Below are 19,638 nucleotides of genomic sequence, written 5' to 3'. Positions count from 1 at the left end.
GTCCATTGTATAGTGACCCCTTCGTTGCAGGTCTTTCTCTCATTCGAGGTGTTTATGCTTGATGTTAGCCGTCAGGACGAGTCCATCCCCGATGCCGTTGTCGTGCTTTGCACCGCACCGGATGAAGCCACTGCTCAGGATCTGGCCGCTAAAGCGCTGGCTGAAAAGCTGGCCGCCTGCGCCACGCTGATCCCCGGCGCGACCTCTCTGTACTACTGGGAAGGGAAGCTGGAGCAGGAATATGAGGTGCAAATGATCCTGAAAACGTCGGTGGCGCGCCAGCAAGCCTTACTCGATTGCCTGAAGTCGCATCATCCTTATCAAACGCCCGAACTTCTGGTTTTACCCGTTACTCACGGAGACAGTGATTACCTCTCATGGCTCAACGCATCCTTACGCTGATCCTGCTACTTTGCAGCACATCGTCTTTCGCGGGACTGTTCGACGCGCCGGGACGCTCGAATTTTGTTCCTGCTGACCAGGCCTTTGCCTTTGACTTTCAGCAAAACCAGCACGACCTGAACCTCACCTGGCAGGTGAAAGACGGTTATTATCTGTACCGCAAGCAGATTAACATCACGTCTGCTCAGGCGAAGATTACCGACGTCACGCTCCCGGCGGGGGTCTGGCATGAAGATGAGTTCTACGGTAAAAGTGAAATCTACCGCAAGCGACTGACTGTTCCGGTCAATGTTCTACAGGCTGCGGCTGGCGCGACGCTGACGGTCACCTACCAGGGGTGCGCTGATGCTGGTTTCTGCTATCCGCCGGAAACAAAAACCGTCCCTCTAAGCGAAGTGGTTGCCAGCACAGCGCCCCAGCCTGCCGCGACGCCAGCCCCGCCGCAATCTGCTCAACCGCCAGAACCGCCGCCTGCGCAGCTTCCCTTCACGGCGCTGTGGGCGTTGCTGATTGGCATTGGCATCGCCTTTACGCCCTGCGTACTGCCGATGTATCCACTCATTTCCGGGATTGTGCTGGGCGGTAAACAACGTCTCTCTACCGGACGGGCGCTGCTGCTGACCTTTATCTACGTGCAGGGGATGGCGCTGACCTACACCGCGCTGGGCCTGGTGGTCGCTGCGGCAGGTTTGCAGTTCCAGGCCGCGCTTCAGCATCCCTACGTATTGGTGGGTCTCGCGATAGTCTTCACCCTTCTTGCGTTGTCGATGTTCGGTTTGTTTACGCTGCAATTACCGTCGTCACTGCAAACTCGCCTGACGCTGATGAGCAACCGCCAGCAGGGCGGCTCTGCGGGTGGCGTATTTGCAATGGGCGCTATCGCCGGGCTGATTTGCTCGCCATGTACCACCGCGCCGCTCAGCGCCATTCTGCTGTATATCGCGCAAAGCGGAAATATGTGGCTTGGCGGCGGCACGCTTTACCTGTACGCGCTCGGGATGGGGCTACCGCTGATGCTGGTCACCGTCTTCGGCAATCGCCTGCTGCCAAAAAGCGGACCGTGGATGGAGCAGGTCAAAACCGCGTTTGGCTTTGTGATCCTCGCGCTACCGGTCTTTTTGCTGGAGCGGATCGTTGGCGATACGTGGGGCTTACGCCTGTGGTCGCTGCTGGGCGTCGCCTTCTTTGGCTGGGCGTTTATCACCAGTTTGCAGGCAACGCGCGGCTGGATACGTCTCGTCCAGATAATGTTGCTGGCGGCCGCGCTGGTCAGCGTGCGTCCGTTACAGGACTGGGCGTTTGGCGCGTCCCCTGTGCAGACGCAATCGCATCTGAGCTTTAAACAGGTATCCAATATCGACGAACTTAATCAGGCGCTGGCGCAGGCCAAAGGCAAACCGGTGATGCTCGACCTGTACGCCGACTGGTGTGTCGCCTGTAAAGAGTTCGAGAAATACACCTTCAGCGCGCCGCAGGTGAAACAGGCGTTGGGCGACACGGTGCTGTTACAGGCTGACGTCACGGGCAATAACGCCCAGGACGTGGCGCTGTTGAAGCATTTACAGGTACTTGGGCTGCCGACCATTCTGTTCTTTGACGCAGAAGGTCAGGAGCACCCGCAGGCGCGAGTAACAGGCTTTATGGACGCCGCAACGTTTAGCGCGCATTTGCGCGATCGCCAACCGTGAGCGACACTTGCAACAGCAAAGTGGGAGGAATATACCGTGCAACGTGAAGATGTTCTGGCAGAAGCCCTAAAGTTATTAGAGATCCATGGGATTGCCAATACCACGCTGGAGATGGTGGCCGAGCGCGTTGATTATCCGCTCGAAGAGATGCTGCGTTTCTGGCCCGACGACGAGGCCCTGCTGTATGACGCCCTGCGTTATCTGAGTCAGCAGGTAGACATCTGGCGCCGCCAACTGATGCTGGACGACACTCAAACCGCTGAACAAAAGCTACTGGCGCGCTACGCGGCGCTAACCGAATGTGTCAGCAATAACCGTTATCCCGGCTGCCTGTTTATCGCCGCCTGCACCTTTTACCCCGATCCCGCGCATCCCATTCATCAACTTGCGGATCAACAAAAACGCGCAGCGCATGACTTTACCCACGAACTGCTCACCACGCTGGAAGTTGACGACCCGGCAATGGTTGCAAAACAGATGGAACTGGTGCTGGAAGGCTGCCTGAGTCGCATGCTGGTTAACCGCAGTCAGGCCGACGTGGAGACGGCGCACCGTCTGGCGGAGGACATTCTGCGCTTCGCCCAGTGCCGTCAGGGCGGCGCGCTGACCTGATTCTCATTTCGTTACCTCGTTGAATCGCATATAATTTCGCCAGCACCGACCCAATAAAAGGAATTATATGCGTCTCTTGTCCTGCGCCCTTCTGACGGGCCTTCTCTCTTCGTCCTTCTTCGCCGCACCGCTAAACGGCGTTGCATTTGCTCATAAAGACCGGGAAGTCGCCTGTAATAACACGGGTGCCTGCCGGGCGGCCGGGTATAGCGATAATGTCGCCCTGAAAACACTTCATCAGGCCTTAATTGATCAACAAAAAACCGATCCTGAACTCGATCTCAGCAACATCGCCAAACGGTTCCCGCTGACGGGCCAGCTCACCAGATTCACCCTTTCATACACGGAAGATTCATCGCAGCCGACGACAAAACCTTCACCGGAAATCTGTGACGATGAATGGCGGGCATTTTTGCATTCCAACATTCGCGCTTATGCAGAAAATGGTCAGGTGAATTTTACGCTGGTTGATCTGGACGGCGATGGCAAGCGCGATCTCATTATCGACAGTTATATTGGCGGGACGGGCCTCTTCAGCTATACCGGCGTGCTTAAACGGGGTGATAGCGCATTCTTTACCGTGAATGAAAACGCTAACGACGATGACTTTGGGGTACCCGGCGCGTTATTTTCGGAAAATGGCCGCGGTGCTAACCAGTGGAGCCAATGGGTACGTATCAACGGCCAGGTGTACGCGCTTTGGTTCAACGGCGTCTTTGGCGAAGATAACATTTATCTGCTGCGCCCGTTCAGCACAGACAATAAGGTGCCGGTAGTGACCCTCCGCTATCGCTATACGCTCAATGTCATCGACTCAGCAGAAGAAGGCCGCCCTTTGACCCCTGCGCTGAGCGACAAGGACAAGGCGGGGCTAGTCAGGACGCTGGATATCATGCAGGACCATCTGCTTAAAGACCTCCCGTCAGACCAGCCTGACACCGCTATCTGCCCGGTTCCTGAAGGCATCTCAGCAGAAGACGCGGAATGGTACAGCAGCGGCGTGGCTGGCCATTACACCATAGAAACCGTCGCCCTGATTCCCGTGTGGGTAAACGAGAAATGTTATATCGGCACCGTCTTCAGCCATCACGGATTTTATAACCATGGTGTGGATGCCGAGGTTGTCCTTAGCTCGCCCGCTGGGAAAGGTGATATTGTGGGCGGCTATGCGATCTCCGGCCTGCGCCAGGCAACGTCGATAAAAAGCGACTGGCAGTTTCGGGAAGGCGATAACGGCGCACTGTGATGGTGGGTTAACATCGCTGTATTGTCCCCGAATCGCCGCAAAGTTAAGCAGTTGAACTGCTTTTAAGGAAATTTGGTTGACTGGCGGGCGTGATTACGGTTTAATGCGCCCCGTTGCCCGGATAGCTCAGTCGGTAGAGCAGGGGATTGAAAATCCCCGTGTCCTTGGTTCGATTCCGAGTCCGGGCACCACTATTCAAAGAACCCGCCTAAAAGGCGGGTTTTTGCTTTTAGGGATTCAAGTAGATTTTTGGTTACTTTGACTGCTGATATCGCTGTCCTGCTTCTTCTTTCCAGTCAGAACAGATCGCTTAGACAGGAGCGACTAACCTCTCTGGACGCATTGGGTTGTCATTTAGTCGTCAATTTGTCAATAAATACTATCTTATCATGTAAAACTTGAGAACATTTTTCCAAACACCATTCACAGGACAGTAAACTGCTTAGTTAAATCAAAAAATTTTCGCCACCGAGATTACAAACATGGTAAACCGCTATCAGTAAATAATACTTTCATTTCATCTGCCGCCAATAATTTATGGCGACAGCCAGCGATACGAAAAACCCTGTCCTCTGAATCATATTTTCTTCCGAACCAGAAGCCATGCCAGTGTCCGCGCCGTAAATGGAAACGAACCTTTAAGCCATTCACAAAACTGCCCTCAGCGTCATCTAATAACGTTGCAAGCATGCCTCCGTATCCACTCCGATAATCCCGTACCGAAGACCTTATCCGTTCTGAATCCTTTTTTGGTTTTTACGGGTTTGGGCGAGCGGGTATGCAACAGGTTGACGCTCACTGTCAATTTCTTTAAAAACTCACTGCATCTTAAAGAATCCTAATTCATCCTCTTTTTCACCAGGGTCCTGAAGTCGTTGCAATATTCCTTCAACTTTTTCATCAACAAGTTCAAGATTTTGGCATAATGAAGATGAATAATTCTTACAGTCAGCCATATACCGGGTAACTTTTGCCAGTATTCTGGGTTGCATTTTATTATTATATCTTTGAAGAACGTAGATAATACACAAATACAACATATCAAAGATAGCATCTGTACGTTTCATTAATTCAATGATACGTATTATCATTCGTTGATCATAATAACGTAACGCACTACAGGTTTGCTTCTCTTCCAGAAACAGACAGACGCCCTTCGCTATCACCTATTTGCGTCAGCGTATCCATTAATTTTTCACCGAATCGGTCGCTGAAAGCACTAACCCCTTTCACTAGTGACAGGGCTAAAGCTTTGCTACATTGTACCTGTTAAAAATATGCCTTTACGTACAATGGTTGATTCACATACGGCTGACCGCTCATTTCCCTCTCCTTCAGAAAAGCCGTGCTTCCCACAGACTGTACGCACTCGTTCCGGCGATACAATGCTCCTGGGTGATACTTTCATAAGTCAGTGACACCGACTCTTCCGGCTGTCCCTGGCTGTTATTGATTGTATGCGGTACAACATGCTTAACGCTGGCGATACGGGCATTAATAAGTTTGACTTTATAATACAACTCATTAATGCCAAAACGGTTGGTGCGGTAATATTCAAAATCGCAGGTCAGGCATTCATTTTCGCTGATGGCTTTAGTCAGCAACGGGGAGGATTTATCCACCGGCTTCTGGATAACCAGCGTCTGATGATTAACATTTTGTGAGCGGGTCAGCCCGTGGGACAGCCCCAGCACCATTATCTGATCCATATGCGTAATCTGCGCTTTGTTGCCAATAGAGGCCATAGAAGCACAGCCTGCAGAAATCAGTCCCTGCAGATCACCGTTCAGTGTAAGATAAACCAGATTTGCCATAATAAACTCCTTCAATTTCGTTGTTATTTTCCGGATTTGGTTTCCGTTTTCGTCATTCCGCCGTTTTTCAGCAGCAACCAGCGGCTTAACACGCCGTCCAGCCGTTCATTGATTTTTTTTTCCAGCGCGTCGGTATTCTGTCGCTGATCGCGAGCGTCCTGGTACTGCGTCAATAGGGACTCCAGCGGCGTTTCCTGTCCCAGCCCCCGCTCTGCTTGCCAGATAACATTCTTAATATAAGAAAGCGTTAGTCCCTCTTTCTCGCGTTGCATCACCAGGTCAGCAAAGGCATGTAAATCCTGACGGGTCTGGAGCCAACCTCGAAGTTGCGGGCTGCCCTGTGCGCGGGTTTTCAGTGTTTCAATCCATTTGGCACTCGCCTGCTGCTGTAGCTGGCTCTCAGGCCAGCGGCTGTCGGCGGTACGGGTCATCTGCATACCTGTCTCCAGCAGTTGCAGTGGCGGGGTATCAGGAAGCTGTTGCAGTCGTTGTCCGTAGCTGTCCAGGTCAGGCGATGCCAGCCAGACCATCGCCGCACCCTGTGCCGTATCCCTGACCTGTGCCAGTTGCCGCTGTATCGGGTACACCTGCCACCACCAGAGCGCGACAGCGATAACCGCAGTCGCGACAACGCCTGCCATAAAACCTTTCACCTGGCTGCCCTGCCCGGCGATACCGTCATTATCAGCCAGACCACGGACTTCCACCCGCATCTCCGGCAGGTCGGGGAGCGGAGCGATAATCTCAGTGGCCGTGGGCGCGGTACTTTCCGGGGCATAGACCAGTGTTCTGACGGTGGTCTGGGTGACAGCATCTGCATTATTCCGGGGTCGCGGCTCCAGGCGTTTGCGCGTGTTCTGCACAAAATACAGCAGGTTCTCCACGCGCGGCTGGCGCTTCAGTTCCACCTGCTGGAGTTTGTCGCAGATAAGCTGTAAGGCCCGCTCGGTACGGTACAACAGCGGCAGGTCGTTTTCCGCAAAGGATGTCTGCTGGCGCAGGATATTTCCGGTACGGGTGTTGAGCCAGTCCAGCATCTCGGTGCGTGCAGATCCACCCTGCGGCCAGAATTTGTCCCATTCACGGGTAATCATTGCCGCCAGCAGCTCGGCTCCTTCACAAAAACCGGCCAGCCCCTGCGTGCGGGTACGCGCCAGGGTGTAGTAGGTGGCTGTATGCAGGTCCACACCATTGGCCTTAAAAATCGCCAGCGCCAGCGATTCCACCAGCCTCCAGTTCATTTCCGGCTGCGACGGATGGCTGGCCTTATTGATTTCTTCGCGGATAGCGACGAACTCCGGCAGATTGCGCGGATCGCTGCCGGTCACGATAGTTTGTGTCAGTACATCGTTGTTCATCCTGCCTCCTCAGTACAGCGTATCCGGCAGCCGGAAATGGCTGAACAGCCCGCCACTGAACGGATTGTCTTCGGTATCCGCGTGTATCCGGTAGACCATCGCGCCACCGTCCACGTTAAAGCGCACACTGAATGACCCCTCTTTCACGCTGGTTAGCTGTCCAGCCCCGAACAGGCGGAACTGCGCCCACGGCCCACTGAAGCTGATGCTGCGCGGTGCACCACCACTGACGCTAACCAGCGTCAGCTTGCTTTCATTGCCTTCGCGCATGTTATTCGGCCAGACCAGATGAGCGGTGTAGTTACGCCCTTGACTGTAATCGACTAACTGGCCGTCAAGGTTCAGCACGCTACGGCGCTTGTTACCGGAAAGCGAAACGGTCTCTACCGCGAACTGCGTTCCCAGGCCATTTTGTTTACTGAAGAAGATGTCGCGGATTTTCTGTGCGGTATCCAGTTGCCGGATGACATCCTCACGGATAATCACACCGTCATCCCCATCACGGCTCAGGTCATTTTCAATAAACAGTTTCAGGTTCTGCTGATAAAAGGTGTCCAGCACGCCATCCTGTTTAAAGAAACGTTCAAATGCATCCAGTGACGCATCCTGCGATGAACGCCGGTTGAATGGGTAGTTATTTGCCAGTTGCTCGTTAAACGGTTTCACTACGTTGTCGCGCCAGTCAATTTCCATATAGTGAACGGCTTCCACCATCACCACATGCCAGGCCTGATCTGCCAGTTTTCCCACCCAGCGATTAAGCGGCGCTGGCAGTGTTTTCGCCATCTGACGGGTAGTAAATATCGGGTCGCTGCTGTTCTGATCAAGACGTAACTGGACGGCTTTCAGGGCCGATTTTCCCGGCACCGGCGCATTCTGGATAGCCAGCAGGTAACGGTGCAGTTCGGTCAACTGTTGATACACCGCCTGTAGGGTATTTTCTTTATTATTCTGCACTGCCAGTACGCTGTTTTCTGATGCGAACTCGTGTCCGAGGCGCGTCAGCAAACGGTAATCCGGCTCTTCCTGTGCCTCTTCACGCTCTTTATCAGAGAGTTTTTCCGGGAGAACCGCGGGCCGCGTGTTGTCCCGCAACGCCGTCAGCGCCCGCTGTAAGGGCTGGTCGCCACTGATAATCTGCTCGAGTGCACGGGTCAATTGGACTATGGATTCATAGTCGCGCACGTTGAGATTATCCATCCCCGCCCGCCAAGTGGCGGTGTAGTCACTGATATACTGCTCTGTCAGTTGGCGCTGGATTTCAGCACGATCAGCCTCGCTGTATTTCACACTGTGAGTAACGTTCAGTACCCAAGAGTCCATTGCCGTCAGCGTAATCAACGCATCACGCTGTCTGACGAAATAGCTTTGCAGGCCATAGCGGGTAAGAAACTGTGGAACAATCAGTTTATTATCATCTGAGGAAATAAAGACCTGATCGAATGTCGGACCCACCTGATCGCGCAGGTTCAGATCGGCGGGCAGAACGCCCAGCGCCCGTGTTTTCAGACTCTGGTAGACGCGCTGGTAAACCGGCAACTTGCTTAACTCTTTCTGCGCTACCGCCACCGGACTGTCATACGGCGTCCAGCGGCTGATGGCGTCACCATCGCCTGCTGCCCGCTCTGCGTGCCAGTCGGTATGCTTCAGGGCATAGTCGAGGTGCGACATCAGCTGCGTCTGGATATCCCGCTGGCCGTGAAATTTTTCACTCCAGCGCTTTGCCATATACTGCTTTACTACCTCATTACTACGCCCGCTCTTATCTTCCAACATTCTCATGACACGCAACACGGCGAGTTTTTCTTCGCTCTCCGGCGGGGCGGCATTCATTTCTTTCACCAAACCGTTAAAAAGCGCCGGAAGGTAACGCTGTTCAAGCAGTTGCAGATAAGTTTTTTCCACATACGGTCCGATACGCCTGCCCTGATACAGCCCCATATCGGCCAGGCGACTGCGGTCATCCCAGTCGCCGTAGGCCAGCGTTGCGTCGCGCACCGGGTTAAGCAACGGCAATTGCAGATTACCGTATTCATCCATCCCCTGTGGCGGTTGTATAGACATAAAGGCTTCAGCCTGTTTCAGCACCTGGACGCCGGAGGCGTAGTTAACCCCGTAGTAATGATGCCAGCCGGTGATTAACAGTAATGCGGTCACCCCACCCACGGCGGAAAAGGCCGTCAGACGGCGGCGGCTGCTTATCAGCCAGGCACGGCTTTCTCCGGCCAGATTCGGCTCGGCCAGCAGTGCCTGTGGAAACAGATTGCGGGTAAAGTAAGATGCGGTGTCCACCAGCGGCCAGGCGCTCAGCGGACTGCCGTCCAGCCGGTACTGCCGGGCGGCAGACTGCGTAAAAAGATCATCCATCTGCCCCCGTTGCAGCGACGAAGTAAGGTATACGCCGCGCAGCATCACATACATATTTTCACCATCCAGCAGGCTGTCAAGCAGGGCCACCAGGAAGTCCCGGCTCCCCTGTATCTGGCGGGAAAAACTGAACAGGGAACTTCGCATATGCGTCTGTGTGAGCATCAGATCCAGCATGGCATGGTTCATTCGATCACACCATGTCAGCCAGAAAGCATCCAGCTCTGCGCGCCAGTCCTCGTTTTCATGGGCGCGGCGGGTGAAGGTCACGCCTAAAATCGTATCGCGATCTTTTTTATCCAGTGACTGAAACAGGGCGGCAAAGCCGTGTAATAAATCCAGTCGGGTCAGTACCACATAAACCGGCAACTGGCAGTGAAGGTGCTGGCGCACATCCTGTAAACGGCTGCGCAGCGTCTGCAACAGATGTTCGCGGCGGCGTTTGTCAGCCGTCAACAGGTCGGGTAAGTCAAGTGTGATAATGATCCCGTTCAGTGGCTGGCGGGCGCGTTTTTCCACCAGCCAGTCCAGAACGTGCTCCCATAACCGGCGGTGCAGGACATCAGCATCAGGCTGTTCACAGAGTACGCCGTCAATATCAAAAATCACCGCCTGTTTGCCAACATGCGGCGTCAGGTACACACGTTGTTCTGCGCCGCGCGCAGTTTCCGGCGTATAAATAACATCGGATGGAAAACCTTCCCGTAACAGTGCGGTTTTACCGCTTCCGGCAGGGCCGATGACCATATACCACGGCAGTTGCCACAGGTAACGACGGTTATCGAGATGGCGTTGCAGTCGCAGCAGCCACCGGTCGAGGTAACGCTGTTGCGCATTCAGCTCGACGCTCAGCGGGTCCTGCGCTTCCTCTCGCTGCTGTTTTTGTTGTTTCTCAAGCTGTTGCAGGCGTTTCATCACCCGGACGGTCAGCCATCCCAGGGCGATAATCCCCCAGGCCGCCGTCGCCAGCCAGCGGTTCGCCAGCGGTTTAAGCCACTGTTCGCCGTACAGCGACCATGACGGACCTTTCCACCAGATCCATACCAGCAGCACAATCCATGCCAGCATCATCAGCCAGAACGCAGAGACCTTAAACCGTGGCATCGCGGGTCGCAGGACAGATCTCATGCCACTAAACAGTCGGGGGGTCGGTAATCTCACAAAAACTCCTGTTATCTCTTACTGTTCTGCCGTGAACTTCTGTTCAAGCTGCTCAAGTAGCGATGGCTCCCAGTCTGCCAGCGCCATTCGCAAGCCAGTTTTGAACAGCATCCGGTACTGCTGCTGTGCCATTTTTGCCATTCCGGCATCGTCCATCAGTTGTGCGCCAAAATACTGGCGGTAGAACTGGTCACGGGGGGAGCCTTCGGGCAGCGTATCCAGATACCGTAATGCGGCCTCCAGCCCCTGTTCAGTAAAACAGGCTCTGGCGTTCTGCCATTCCTCGCCGGATTGCTGTGCTGATGCGGGCTGGCCGGTGGAAGGTGTGCCAGTAAGCCACTGTTTTGTCTGACTGCTCATAAAGGGCGTATGGTCGTTAAACAGCAGGGTGGAAAGCTGCGGCAAACGGGTGAGAAAACCCGCAGCCTCTTCACGAATAGCCTCTGCCACGGCGGTGTAGCCAAGTCGTTGCGCTGCCTGTGCTGAAAGGTAATGGCCGTCAAACCAGTAGGGCGCCAGGAGGACGCTTTTCTCTATCTGTTGCCATAGCGTCATATCAGCATTGTTCAGGCGCGCCTGGTAATCATCCATCATGTCGGCAGGGAACGCAGCCAGCGGTGTACGTCCGTTACTTTCAGCCTGCGGCGCGGAGGTAATTGCCAGCCACAGCGCATGGCGACGCAGACGGTAGCCCAGCGGCGCGTCCGGCTGGCGCTCGCATAAAATAGTGGCGACTTTCAACAATGTATCGCGCCAGGCTTTGTCGTCATGGCTGTCGATATTCACCACTGGCGCGGGCGCTACCGGAGACGACGCAGAGGCAGACGCGACCGGCGCGGCAGAAAGCGGTACAGACGTGACAGTAGCTTGTGCAGAAACGGGCGTCGTGGCAGGTTCGCTGTCGCGAAACGCCCGCTGGTACAGCGCAGCAACATCGTCCGTTGCCTGCGCCAGTTCTGTGGCGTTGCTGCCCTGCCACAGTAGCGCCAGTTTTGCCAGATCCCCCAACAGGGCATCGCGCTGCATCGCGGCGGCATTTTCTGCAAAAACGGGGATACCTGCCTCAAAACGCTTTATGACCTGGGCGGCAAAACGTTTTTTATGCGCCATTCCCGGTGCCGCCACCGTCCAGTAATGCTCCACATACAGCGCCAGCAAACGCAGCGCCAGCAGCGGATCACCGGCGTGTTGCAGGGTACGTAACAGATGAGCCAGCAGGCGAAAATCCTTGCTTTCCGATGCCAGGAGCGTCACCCCCCGGCGCTGAATTTCCGGGATATCTAACTGGCTGTGTGCCAGCGAGCCGAGTTTAAGCATTTCACCGTCGATATATTCCCAGTCAGGGTTATCGTCTTTCAGTGCGCAGGCCAGTTTGTCTTCCGGCAGATTTTCCAGCAGGTGCGAAATCCAGGTATCCGGGTTGCGTAAGTCCATTGCCATTTTATTATTCTCCCGCCCAGTGACAGGCATCGCGCAGCGGCGCAATGATTTTTGCCAGCCCGTCAATGTTAAATGTCAGTTTCCCGGCAGCACCGTCTGTACCGGTGTCGATGGTCAGGGTCTTTGCGCCGAAAAGCTGTTTAATTTCGTCGATGCCGGACAGCCCCCGGCTGGATTCCAGCAGCGTACCGTTCTCGCGGATAAACCAGTGAGACTGAAAGCGTCCGTGGTCAGTGGTCAGCGTCACGGCGATATCACTGGGCGTCATGGCGTGCGTCAGCGCCACCTGCATCCGGGTGATGTTGTCCACGCAACTGAACATCAGCACCGGACGCGGCGGCACGTTACCGATAGAAGGTGTGGTAATAATTACCGTGGGGCGTTCCCCATCGCTCTGCGTTATCAGCAGTGTGGTGGAATTGTCCAGGCGCTGCTTTTCCTGGGCGAAAGCCCGTTTCCAGGCTTCGCCTTCATAACGGGATTTCACTACCGCACCGTCAAAACCGGGCTGAACGGGTGCCAGAATGCGGTCATAGCAGTCCAGCCGCTCCAGCGCTGCAGGCTCCCGGCGACAGGCCATCATGGCGCTGAGCGTTGTCTGTGCGTTGGTTTCCGGCACGGCAACTAGCGACTGCGGCACAGTAATCCCCGGCAATACGACTGCCGCCAGTTTTGCAGGCGTCTCCGCCTGTACCAGGCTGGCGAATAGCATCATCAACGGTAGCCCGGTTTTCCGGAAAACCTGCATTTTGCTCATAACGCGGCGATATCCTCTGCTTCCTGCTCCGGCTGCATGTCGTCCGCCGCAGCGTCATCCGGCGCATCTTCGACGTCAGCGATAAACGCGCCGTCCGCCACGCCCAGTACGATGCGGGCAACCGCCATGTTCGCCGCCATTTTCTGCAACAGCAGCAGCGACAGCGGCGGCAACATCTCGCCGTCAATCACCGATTCCAGCATTCGCGCGCCGTTTTCGGCGCGGGTGACGCGCTGCATGATTTCGTCGGTCACGGCAGGTTCAATCACCACTTCCGCGTTAAAGCGGGTACGGAGCACGTTGTCCAGCCGGGCCAGTTTTCCGGCGATAATAACGGACAGGGTTTCACGCGACAGCGGCAGATACGGCACCACTTCCATCCGCGCCAGCAGCGCCGGTTTGAAGAAATCCGCCAGTACTGGGTACAGCGCCTCGTGCATGGTTTCCGGGCTGTCGGCATGTTCGACGATCACTTGGTAGCCGAGATTGGATGTGAGGAAAAAGACGATGTTTTTACAGTCGATCAGACGACCTTCGCCATCGGCCATTTCGCCTTTATCAAACGCCTGGTAGAACAGGTTAAGCACGTCGGGGTGGGCTTTTTCCACTTCATCGAGCAGCACCACAGAATACGGTTTCTGGCGAATTGCTTCGGTCAGCACACCACCTTCCCCGTAGCCAACATAGCCCGGAGGGGAACCAATCAGGCGCGAAACGGTATGTTTCTCCTGGAACTCCGACATATTGATGGTGGTGAGATACTGGCGACCGCCGTAAAGCAGATCTGCCAGTTGCAGTACGGTTTCGGTTTTGCCCACACCGCTGGGGCCAGCCAGAAGGAACGCGCCGAGCGGTCGACCGGGGCGGCGCAGGTCGGCACGCGCGGTGAGCAGATGTTTGTGCAGGTGCTGAATTGCCAGGTCCTGGCCCTTGATGGTGTCGCCCAGCCACTGCGGCAGATCGGTGATCACCGACATTTCGTTCTGCGACAGGCGATTAAGCGGCACGCCGGTCCATTCGGCAATCACGGCGGCGATTTGCTTTTTATCGACGTGCGGGGAAACCAGTAACTGCGTGCGGTGCAGGGCGTTCAGTTCGGCGGTTAACTGCGCCAGGCGCTCTGTCGGGATGATGGCAGGCTCAGAATACCCTTGTTCTGCTTCATCCGCCGTTACCGACTCAATGTTCGTCACCTCTGTTACCGGATCGTCCACCGTTGTGGCATCACTGTCCGTTATCTCTGCTTCAGGCGTAGCTGTTTTGTCGTTGTCGGTGGCATCCTGCTCGTCCAGCAACCCCTTACGCAGTGCAATGATTTCCTGCACCAGCGTCTGCTGCAGATGCCACGCGGCCTCCAGTTCATCAAGTTCAGTCAGGGTTTCGTCATACTGCACGATCGCTTCCGTCAGTCGTGAGTTATCAGTCCGCAGTCCGATGCGGATCTCGCGCTCAAGCTGGCGGATCTCCGCTTCACACTGATGACTCAGCGTGGTCAGCGCCGAAATTTGCTTCGGTGGCGAAGAGAGGTTGAGCGCCACGCGGGCGCAGGCGGTATCCAGCACATCAATGGCTTTATCCGGCAACTGACGGCCAGAAAGATAGCGTTCACTTAACGTTGCCGCAGCTTGTAACGCCTCATCATCAATCAGTACGCCGTGGGACTGCTCATACACCGCCGACAGCCCGCGCAGGATAACGGTGGCTTCCGCCGCCGTGGGTTCGCTGACCTTCACCAACTGGAAACGGCGCGACAGGGCGGCGTCTTTCTCGAAATATTTCTTGTATTCACTCCAGGTGGTGGCGGCGATGGTTTTCAGCTCGCCCCGCGCCAGTACCGGTTTGAGCAGGTTGGAGATATCCAGCCCACCCTGCTGGTTGCCCGCGCCAATCAGCATATGGGCTTCGTCGATAAACAGAATGACGGGTCTGGGCGACTGAATGACTTCCGCCATCAATCCTTTAAAGCGCTTCTCAAACTCGCCTTTCACCGATGCGCCTGCCTGCAATGCGCCAAGATCCAGTGTCATAATGTCGGTGTCGCGCAGTTTGTCTGGCACCTGACCTGCGACAATGCGCAGCGCCAGCCCTTCGATCAGCGCACTTTTACCGACACCGGCCTCACCGACCACTACCGGATTGTTTTTACGGCGGCGGCAGAGGATGTCGATCATCAGGTCGATTTCATTGTCGCGGCACAGGACCGGATCGAGTTTGCCATTACGGGCGTCTGCGGTCATATTTTTGGCATAACGGCCGAGCAGAGTGTCACCGGTATCTGTTGTGACTCCAACGGCCTGTCTACCAGCATCCGACACAACTGACTCCGCCGACTCCCGCGTCCACTCGGCGAAGTCCTGTTGCAGTCGATCGCGGTTAATACCGGTGAGCAACCGTGCGGCAGCAGACGGGACATAGCGCAACGGTGAATGCAGCAGGGCCAGCAACAGTGCGCCACCGCGCAGCTCGCGGTGGCGCATCTCGGCAGAGGCCAGCAGCCAGCCCTCTTTAAGCCACTCGACCAGCATCGGCGAAAATGCCGGGTAGCTGTCTGTCGAACGCGCCGTCGTGTAATTTTCCACCGTCAGCGCCCGGCGAAGCGCATGCGTATCGATTTCAGCCTGGTCAGCAATCACTCTCACGTCGCTGCGCACCGCTGCCAGCATCTGCAACAGCACATGCGCCACAGTGATTTCTGTTGCCTGCTGACTCATGCATTCTGCCGCAGCAGCTTCCAGCGCCTGCCGGGAAAATGGGTTAAGATGCTTAACCAGAGAGGCCAGATTAATCTGGATCATATGTTGTGTCCTTACCTGGCAAGCAGCCGGTTCAGTTGATGCAAAATATCCTGCGTCTGGCTATCCAGGCGCAGCATCCAGAACAAATAAAACAGCGCCAGTACGACAACCCCACCCAGGAAGATGTGTTTAATGGTCAGGCGCGTCATGAGCTGATAGCGTCCGCCCTGCGTTTTCTTATCCTGGTGCAGCAGTGGAAACGGCGCATCGCCGCGAAGCTGGTGCAGGACATGGTGCAGGCGGCGGTATATCTGTTCAAACTCGCCCTGCTCCTGTGCGGCCACCTTATAGCGCCCGCGAAATCCCAGCGAAAAACACAGAAACAAAAACTCAAGCAAATCCTGGTAGCGTTTGGGTTCACGGATCAGACGTTCAAGCAGGATAAACACCTTTTCGCCGCCCCAGGCTTCATTGTGAAAATGCACCAGCAGCGACTGTTTGACCCATTCGTTTTTGTTCGACCAGCCATTGCCCAGCGCAGCCTCATCAATAAAGGTGCAGAGAACATAGCGGAACGAGATAATCACACCCGGCTCGTAGCCCTGTTCCTGAAGCAGTTGCTCCACGGCCTGAACGTCCGTCACCACCTGAGCAAAAAGGTGTTCCGGCATACTCTGGCTGTTCATCCCGTCCACACGCATCACCATCCCCAGCAGTGGCGTGGCGGCGTCAATCATCGGGTTTATGCTGTTGCCGCGCAGGGACAACCGATACTGGCGACCAGAGATTTCATTGCCCGCATCCTGTGCCGCAACACTCACATTATCCTGCGTATTCCCTGTGGCCTGAGGGGCATTCTGACCGGCAAACGGGACGAACTGCTCGCTCATGGCTTAACCTCTTATCGCCCACAGTTGTATGCCCAACTCAGGGAAAGTACCGGAGATATGCAGCGCCAGCGCACCGGCCTTTACCACGTCCTGCCAGGCGGCAGCGCCTTTGTCCAGTTCAAAGTAAACAAAGCCGTCGTGGTACGGTAACTGGCGCGGCGCGGCGGTCCGTGGCGTCAGCGGTACGCCCGGTACCTGCACGCTGACCATATCGCGGATTTTGTTGGTGGCCGCGATTTTTGACTGCTGGGTGAACTGATGGATAAGCTGGCTGTGCGGCATCCGCGCGCGCACCGCCAGAATGAAACTGCCGGAGCGCAGCAGGGTCGGATCGTTAACCGTGGCGACATAAAACCCGTCAGAGAGGACAAGCGGCAGATTCTGCGCACGCGGCATCAGCACAGTGTTAAGCGCCCGGCGCAGCTCCGGGATCACGGTATTAAACGACTGCGTAAGGTTGCGGTGGTCGTAATGCTCTACCGGACAGGGCAGACGGCTGTCTTCCGTAAAAGTCATCAATTCACCCAACAGCCGAACCAGATCCAGATAAAACATCTCCGGATGCAGGGTGTGCAGGTGAGTACGGTGAGTGAAGTGCATCTGGCTGCGGTTAAGCATCTGTAACATCATAAACTCGGCCACATCCGCAATACCGCTCTGCTCCGGCGAACCGATACGTTTTGCCAGCTCGCTGGCGCGGTTGCTGAGAAGTCCCTGTACATCACCGGCAAATCCGTTCAGCACCGGGCTGACGCGAATGGCCTGACAGGTCGGGATAAAGCTGTCATCCAGTACCAGCGCACCACCAGACTGCTGGCTGCGGATACGGCACAGCGGCAGCGTGACCATCGCGCTGAGGTCGTCCGCGCCGCTGACGATTTTGGGGGCCAGTTGTCCCAGCACGATGGGCTGTACGTCGCCGTCATCAGAATGTAAATCGCGAATGTCAGCCTGCGCCAGGCGATAACGCTCCGTTCCCTGCCCTGCGCTCCGGCGTCCTTCGATTTCACAGGTGATATCGCTGATAACAGGCAACGCAAGGTAAATGTCGTTGCTGCCAGGCCGGGAAAGATCAATCGGCTGATATGGCAGAGGAAGTTGATCCTGCTCAGGGATGCTGAACACCGTGCCATCCGGCATACAGCCTGCTGCGTAGTCCAGCATCAGTTTTCCCTGAGCAAGCAGTTCGGTATTGATCGACAGCGAGGTGAATCCCCAGGCAAAATCATCCTGCGCACTCATACGCTGGTTCAACAAATATTCCTGATTACGCTGCTGTTGCTGGAAGTGCTGCGGCAGGGCAAACAGACCTTCCTGCCAGATCACCCTGTTTTTCATGGTCGCCATTGTCAGTTGTCCTCTTTCTTCATTTCGATACTGCCCTGTCGTACATGCACCAGCAGGCGGTAGTGATGACCCGTTCCTTCCACCGGTTCGGTTTGTTTCCACTCGGTGGCCAGGTCATCGGAGAAATACGCCACAACACCAATAAACTGCGTTTTTTCATCCAGCTTTATCGGCGGCAACGTCTTCATCGTGTCCGGCAGCAGGTTAAAATCCTGGTGGTCAATATAGTTTTTGCCCAGCACATCCGGCAGCGGCGTGCTGGCAACCGTGTCGTAGTCTGCGGCCTGTAATTTCGAGTCATCGCTCATATAAATAAGCTGCACATCGACCGCTGCCGCCTCACCGTCCGCATTAATATTCGTGTCAGGCTCGGTCAGTAACGTGACCGTCACCTCCGATGACTGATCCGCCAGTTTCCCGACCTGAATATCCGGGTTCTTAATCACCTGGCCGAGCTTTTTCACCGTTTCGCAGCCTGTCAGGGTGAGGCTGAAAAGCAACATCACCATGCAGGCACGAAAAAAGCGCCCGGTCATGCTTCCGGCTCCCGCTGTTTCTCGCGCAGTACCCGGTCATACACCTGGGCATAGACCTCGTTAAACAGCATTTCGAATCCTTGCTGGCGGCTGGAGGCCAGTTCGTCGTAGTAATCACAGTACATTTTCCAGGCACCGGCATCATCAAGCGGCTTTCGCAGGTCATGGCTGCGCCGGTACTGGACAAAACGGCGCATCAGGCTTTGCGGCGAGAACGCATCCAGCAACACGCGCAGTGATTCAACAATCGCGGCGCGGTTAGCGTCTTCGTGATGACGGATATTACGAAGACTCTCGCCAACGGCGGCGGGTGCCGCCAGATGCACCGGACTTTTGCCGTCAGCAAACATCACGTCCAGCGCGGTGGGGTAATCCATATTCAGGCGCAGCGGGTTATCTTCCAACGGTCGTAAATGCTTGTCCGACAGGCTGTTACGACGCTGTTGCAGCTCAAGCAGCCCTTTTATCGCCGCCTGCAACGTCCGCCCCGCTTCCTCAAGAAAATCATCGGCATCCTGTGAGTTACGCACGGCAAGCGAGCCGCCCAGCCCGCGCAACAGCGGGGTCACCGCAAGATGAAGTTGCGCACTGTCTGCCGGGGACGCCGCATCATCCTGTCTGGCCTGTTGATCGGAATACAGCGGCGGCAGATCCATAAACGGGGTGTCGATCACGCCATCCTGAACAGGAGCCGATGAGCGTGAAGGTACGATCCCCGAAAGCGGATCACCTGCCATCGTCAGACTTTCCGTCCGCAGTGCCTGGAGCGGATCGGCTGAAAAGCTGTTGACCACGGTATCCGCAAGCTGGTGCATTCGGGGCATTCCCGGATACGCAGGCTGGCCGTCCGTCGTCAGCAGCGCGTCCGCCAGACGGTCACGGTTGGTGACGATGGTTTCCGGTGCCGCCATCTGCTCGCCGTAGCTGACCAGCTTTCCATTGTGAATAAACACCTTCAGCGCCAGCGCCCCCAGAACAATTTCATCGCCCTGGCGCAGACGTACCAGCCCGGCGTCCGTGGACACCGGCGCCAGATTAATCATCAGTCCCGGCGCCAGGCTTTTCAGACAGAATGTGCCGTCGTGCATCACCACCTGGCAGGCGCGACCGGCAACGGAACCCGCCCTGTCCTGCACTGACCAGTGACAGGCAGGCGCGTGGCCGATATCCCCGCCATCGGCGGTAAACAGACATTTTGCGGCGCGTCCGCTCTCCAGTTCATTGCCGTTCATCACCTGTAGCGTCAGCGAAAGTACGGGAGCGTGTATTTTTTCCTCAGCCATTT

14 protein-coding genes, 1 tRNA gene and 2 pseudogenes are annotated in these 19,638 nt (G+C 55.7%); 5 read left to right on the top strand and 12 right to left on the bottom strand.

Annotation, left to right across the window (positions count from 1 at the left end; translation table 11 throughout):
* Positions 1–54 precede the first annotated feature (54 nt).
* From cutA to OGY07_RS14345, 5 genes and pseudogenes are all read left to right on the top strand, one after another.
* Positions 55–402 (top strand): divalent cation tolerance protein CutA, encoded by a 348-nt coding sequence (gene cutA / locus OGY07_RS14365; RefSeq protein ID WP_200035724.1) that lies wholly within the window; start codon positions 55–57, stop codon positions 400–402.
* Positions 378–2,090: a protein-disulfide reductase DsbD gene (locus OGY07_RS14360; RefSeq protein ID WP_286601354.1), complete on the top strand. Its 1,713-nt coding sequence runs from the start codon at positions 378–380 to the stop codon at positions 2,088–2,090. Before cutA ends, OGY07_RS14360 begins: the two co-directional genes overlap by 25 nt.
* A gap of 36 nt (positions 2,091–2,126) precedes the next feature.
* On the top strand, positions 2,127–2,702 hold the full coding sequence (locus OGY07_RS14355) for a transcriptional regulator (protein ID WP_042289679.1): 576 nt from the start codon (positions 2,127–2,129) through the stop codon (positions 2,700–2,702).
* 208 nt (positions 2,703–2,910) lie between these two features.
* Positions 2,911–3,948, top strand: a pseudogene (locus OGY07_RS14350) (DUF1176 domain-containing protein); the annotation flags it as partial.
* Between the two features lie 115 nt (positions 3,949–4,063).
* Positions 4,064–4,139: transfer RNA gene (locus tag OGY07_RS14345), tRNA-Phe, on the top strand.
* 283 nt (positions 4,140–4,422) lie between these two features.
* Here OGY07_RS14345 and OGY07_RS14340 read toward each other — a convergent pair.
* From OGY07_RS14340 to tagH, 12 genes and pseudogenes are all read right to left on the bottom strand, one after another.
* Positions 4,423–4,638: an AcrVA2 family anti-CRISPR protein gene (locus tag OGY07_RS14340; protein WP_148365413.1), complete on the bottom strand. Its 216-nt coding sequence runs from the start codon at positions 4,636–4,638 to the stop codon at positions 4,423–4,425.
* A 128-nt stretch (positions 4,639–4,766) separates the two neighbouring features.
* On the bottom strand, positions 4,767–5,015 hold the full coding sequence (locus OGY07_RS14335) for a hypothetical protein (RefSeq protein ID WP_286601353.1): 249 nt from the start codon (positions 5,013–5,015) through the stop codon (positions 4,767–4,769).
* Between the two features lie 267 nt (positions 5,016–5,282).
* Positions 5,283–5,762, bottom strand: a complete 480-nt coding sequence (locus OGY07_RS14330; RefSeq protein ID WP_286601352.1) for an Hcp family type VI secretion system effector — start codon at positions 5,760–5,762, stop codon at positions 5,283–5,285.
* A pseudogene (locus tag OGY07_RS14325) lies at positions 5,728–7,120 on the bottom strand (VasL domain-containing protein). Before OGY07_RS14325 ends, OGY07_RS14330 begins: the two are co-directional and overlap by 35 nt.
* 9 nt (positions 7,121–7,129) lie before the next feature.
* On the bottom strand, positions 7,130–10,615 hold the full coding sequence (gene tssM, locus OGY07_RS14320) for a type VI secretion system membrane subunit TssM (RefSeq protein ID WP_455580438.1): 3,486 nt from the start codon (positions 10,613–10,615) through the stop codon (positions 7,130–7,132).
* 51 nt (positions 10,616–10,666) lie between these two features.
* The gene (gene tssA / locus OGY07_RS14315) at positions 10,667–12,088 is read right to left on the bottom strand and encodes a type VI secretion system protein TssA (RefSeq protein WP_491624938.1); all 1,422 of its coding nucleotides are present in this window, start codon (positions 12,086–12,088) and stop codon (positions 10,667–10,669) included.
* A 4-nt stretch (positions 12,089–12,092) separates the two neighbouring features.
* The gene (gene vasI / locus OGY07_RS14310) at positions 12,093–12,845 is read right to left on the bottom strand and encodes a type VI secretion system-associated protein VasI (RefSeq protein WP_286601348.1); all 753 of its coding nucleotides are present in this window, start codon (positions 12,843–12,845) and stop codon (positions 12,093–12,095) included.
* Entirely contained in the window at positions 12,842–15,640 is a 2,799-nt protein-coding gene (gene tssH, locus OGY07_RS14305) for a type VI secretion system ATPase TssH (protein WP_286601346.1), read from the bottom strand. Before tssH ends, vasI begins: the two co-directional genes overlap by 4 nt.
* Positions 15,641–15,651: 11 nt before the next feature.
* Positions 15,652–16,470 carry a type IVB secretion system protein IcmH/DotU gene (gene icmH, locus OGY07_RS14300; RefSeq protein WP_286601344.1) on the bottom strand — a complete coding sequence of 273 codons (819 nt, stop codon included), beginning with the start codon at positions 16,468–16,470 and terminating at the stop codon, positions 15,652–15,654.
* 3 nt (positions 16,471–16,473) lie between these two features.
* Complete coding sequence (tssK, locus tag OGY07_RS14295; protein ID WP_042289701.1) at positions 16,474–17,817, bottom strand: type VI secretion system baseplate subunit TssK; 1,344 nt, start codon at positions 17,815–17,817, stop codon at positions 16,474–16,476.
* Positions 17,818–17,819: 2 nt separating this feature from the next.
* Positions 17,820–18,326: a type VI secretion system lipoprotein TssJ gene (gene tssJ / locus OGY07_RS14290; protein ID WP_374197234.1), complete on the bottom strand. Its 507-nt coding sequence runs from the start codon at positions 18,324–18,326 to the stop codon at positions 17,820–17,822.
* 23 nt (positions 18,327–18,349) lie between these two features.
* The gene (gene tagH, locus OGY07_RS14285) at positions 18,350–19,636 is read right to left on the bottom strand and encodes a type VI secretion system-associated FHA domain protein TagH (protein ID WP_286601338.1); all 1,287 of its coding nucleotides are present in this window, start codon (positions 19,634–19,636) and stop codon (positions 18,350–18,352) included.
* Positions 19,637–19,638: the final 2 nt, after the last annotated feature.

The organism is Citrobacter sp. Cs237 (genome assembly GCF_030332325.1).
Taxonomy (GTDB): Bacteria; Pseudomonadota; Gammaproteobacteria; order Enterobacterales; family Enterobacteriaceae; genus Citrobacter_A; species Citrobacter_A sedlakii.
This window is presented reverse-complemented; position numbering and strand designations above follow the sequence as displayed.

What these genes read in the sequence shown, in the direction of transcription:
- OGY07_RS14330 (WP_286601352.1), bottom strand. Translation starts at nt 5,762, where the DNA reads ATGGCAAATCTGGTTTATCTTACACTGAACGGTGATCTGCAGGGACTG.
- tssH (WP_286601346.1), bottom strand. Translation starts at nt 15,640, where the DNA reads ATGATCCAGATTAATCTGGCCTCTCTGGTTAAGCATCTTAACCCATTT.
- tssM (WP_455580438.1), bottom strand. Translation starts at nt 10,615, where the DNA reads ATGAGATCTGTCCTGCGACCCGCGATGCCACGGTTTAAGGTCTCTGCG.
- tssK (WP_042289701.1), bottom strand. Translation starts at nt 17,817, where the DNA reads ATGGCGACCATGAAAAACAGGGTGATCTGGCAGGAAGGTCTGTTTGCC.
- OGY07_RS14335 (WP_286601353.1), bottom strand. Translation starts at nt 5,015, where the DNA reads ATGAAACGTACAGATGCTATCTTTGATATGTTGTATTTGTGTATTATC.
- OGY07_RS14360 (WP_286601354.1), top strand. Translation starts at nt 378, where the DNA reads ATGGCTCAACGCATCCTTACGCTGATCCTGCTACTTTGCAGCACATCG.
- tagH (WP_286601338.1), bottom strand. Translation starts at nt 19,636, where the DNA reads ATGGCTGAGGAAAAAATACACGCTCCCGTACTTTCGCTGACGCTACAG.
- cutA (WP_200035724.1), top strand. Translation starts at nt 55, where the DNA reads ATGCTTGATGTTAGCCGTCAGGACGAGTCCATCCCCGATGCCGTTGTC.
- vasI (WP_286601348.1), bottom strand. Translation starts at nt 12,845, where the DNA reads ATGAGCAAAATGCAGGTTTTCCGGAAAACCGGGCTACCGTTGATGATG.
- icmH (WP_286601344.1), bottom strand. Translation starts at nt 16,470, where the DNA reads ATGAGCGAGCAGTTCGTCCCGTTTGCCGGTCAGAATGCCCCTCAGGCC.
- tssA (WP_491624938.1), bottom strand. Translation starts at nt 12,088, where the DNA reads ATGGCAATGGACTTACGCAACCCGGATACCTGGATTTCGCACCTGCTG.
- tssJ (WP_374197234.1), bottom strand. Translation starts at nt 18,326, where the DNA reads ATGGTGATGTTGCTTTTCAGCCTCACCCTGACAGGCTGCGAAACGGTG.
- OGY07_RS14340 (WP_148365413.1), bottom strand. Translation starts at nt 4,638, where the DNA reads ATGCTTGCAACGTTATTAGATGACGCTGAGGGCAGTTTTGTGAATGGC.